Annotated in this window: 2 protein-coding genes; both read left to right on the top strand. The window is 67.8% G+C overall.

Translation table 11 applies throughout. The annotated features are described in order from the left end of the window. The coding region (locus AC2VOU_RS07790) for an FAD-dependent monooxygenase (protein WP_486956854.1) at positions 1 to 1,344 on the top strand (1,344 nt) is incomplete at its 5' end. Continuing rightward, positions 1,341 to 1,855: alpha/beta fold hydrolase (locus AC2VOU_RS07785; protein ID WP_486956853.1), on the top strand; the 515-nt coding region annotated here is incomplete at its 3' end. The genes AC2VOU_RS07790 and AC2VOU_RS07785, both read left to right, overlap by 4 nt.

The following is a 1,855-nucleotide window of genomic DNA, read 5'->3' as shown; positions in this document are numbered from 1 at the left end:
AACTTCGTCGACGCCGACGGTGTGCCCTTCGCCAAGCTGGTCCCCCTCGACCGGGGCAACGGGCACCCGCCGCAGCAGTTCATCTATCAGCCGGCGGTGGACAAAGTCCTGCGGGAGGGCGTCGACCGCTTCCCGAACGTCTCGGCGCTACTCGAACACGAGTGCCTGCGCCTGGTTCAGCACCCCGACCGTGTCGAGCTGATGCTCGCCGATCTGACCACCGACGAGTTCAAGCGGATCCGCGCCGGCTACGTCATCGCCGCCGACGGCGGGTCGAGCTCCATCCGCGCGCAACTGGGCATCGGCTTCGGCGGACGCACCTACTCGGAGCGCTGGATCGTGATCGACACCAAGGTGCTCAAGCAGTGGCCCGGCCATGACCGGCTTCGTTTCCACTGCAATCCCGAACGCCCCACCGTCGACTGCCCCACTCCTCTCGGGCACCACCGCTGGGAATTCCCGGTGCGCGACGAGGAGAACCAGGACGACCTGCTCAACGAGGACGCCATCTGGAATGTCCTGTCCGGGCAGGGAATCACCGAAGCCGACGTCAAGATCCTCGGCTTCGCCTGCTACAGCCATCACGTCCGGTTCGCCGACCGCTGGCGGGTGGGCAGGATATTCCTCGCGGGCGACGCCGCTCACGCGATGCCGCCGTGGATCGGGCAGGGCATGTGTGCCGGCGTACGCGATGTGGCGAACCTGTGCTGGAAACTGGATGCGGTGCTGACCGGGTCGCTGCCCGAATCGGTGCTCGAGACCTATGAAGCCGAGCGGTTGCCCCACGTCAAGCAAGTCACCGACCGCGCGGTCAAGACGGGCAAGATCATCATCGAACGCAACCGCTGGCGTGCTGCCGTGCGCAACCACCTCTTCCGAACCGCAAGCAAATTCCCCTACTTCACCAACTGGTTGCTCGAACACCGTTGGCTGCCCGACGCCCGCTACCGCGAAGGGCTCCTGGCCCGCAACGGCAATCCGGCGGTCGGGTGGCTCATCCCCCAACCATGGGTCATCGACGAACGGGGCGATCGGGTGCGCCTCGACGACGTGATCGGCGGCGGGTGGAGTGTGCTGCACATCGGTCCGCAGAGCCCGTGGCGGCCGTGGCGCTCGGCCGGGGTGACGATCATCGGAATCGCCCCGCCGGGCGGCGATCCGTCCGCGGGACGCATCGTCGACCGCGACGGCGTGCTGACGCGCTGGCTGGAGAAAAAGCAGGCGTCCGTGGTGGCCGTGCGGCCCGACGGATTCGTCTACGCGGCCGGCGGCGAACAACCACTTCCCGCGCCTCCGGCCGGTTTTACGGCCAAAGCAATTCATCGAGTGAAGGATCACGCATGAGCAGCGACGCCATGCCCGACGACCACCACAGCACGCTCGCTTCGGAGCGCACCGTGCGCGTGCGGGGCGCCGAGGTCTTCGTGACCGACACCGGCGGGGACGGGCCGACCGTGGTATTGCTGCACGGCGGAGGTCCCGGCGCGTCGGGCTTGTCGAACTATTCGAGAAACATCGACGCACTCGCCCGGCGGTTTCGCGTAGTCGTTCCCGACATGCCCGGGTACGGTCGCTCCAGCAAGCGCGTCGACCACGAGGATCCGTTCGGGTTTCTGGCCACCGCGATCCGCGGTCTGCTCGACGAATTGAGTATCCCGACAGCGCATTTGGTGGGCAACTCCTACGGCGGAGCGGCTGCGCTGCGCCTGGCTCTGGACACCCCGGGGCGCGTCGGCCGGCTGGTGCTGATGGGCCCCGGCGGTATCGGGACCACCCGCGGGCTGCCCACCGCCGGCCTGAAATGCCTGCTGTCGTACTACGGCGGTGACGGACCGAGCCGCGAGAAACTGGCGGC

It is taken from the genome of Mycobacterium sp. TH-M25 (assembly GCF_057473665.1).
This window is presented reverse-complemented; position numbering and strand designations above follow the sequence as displayed.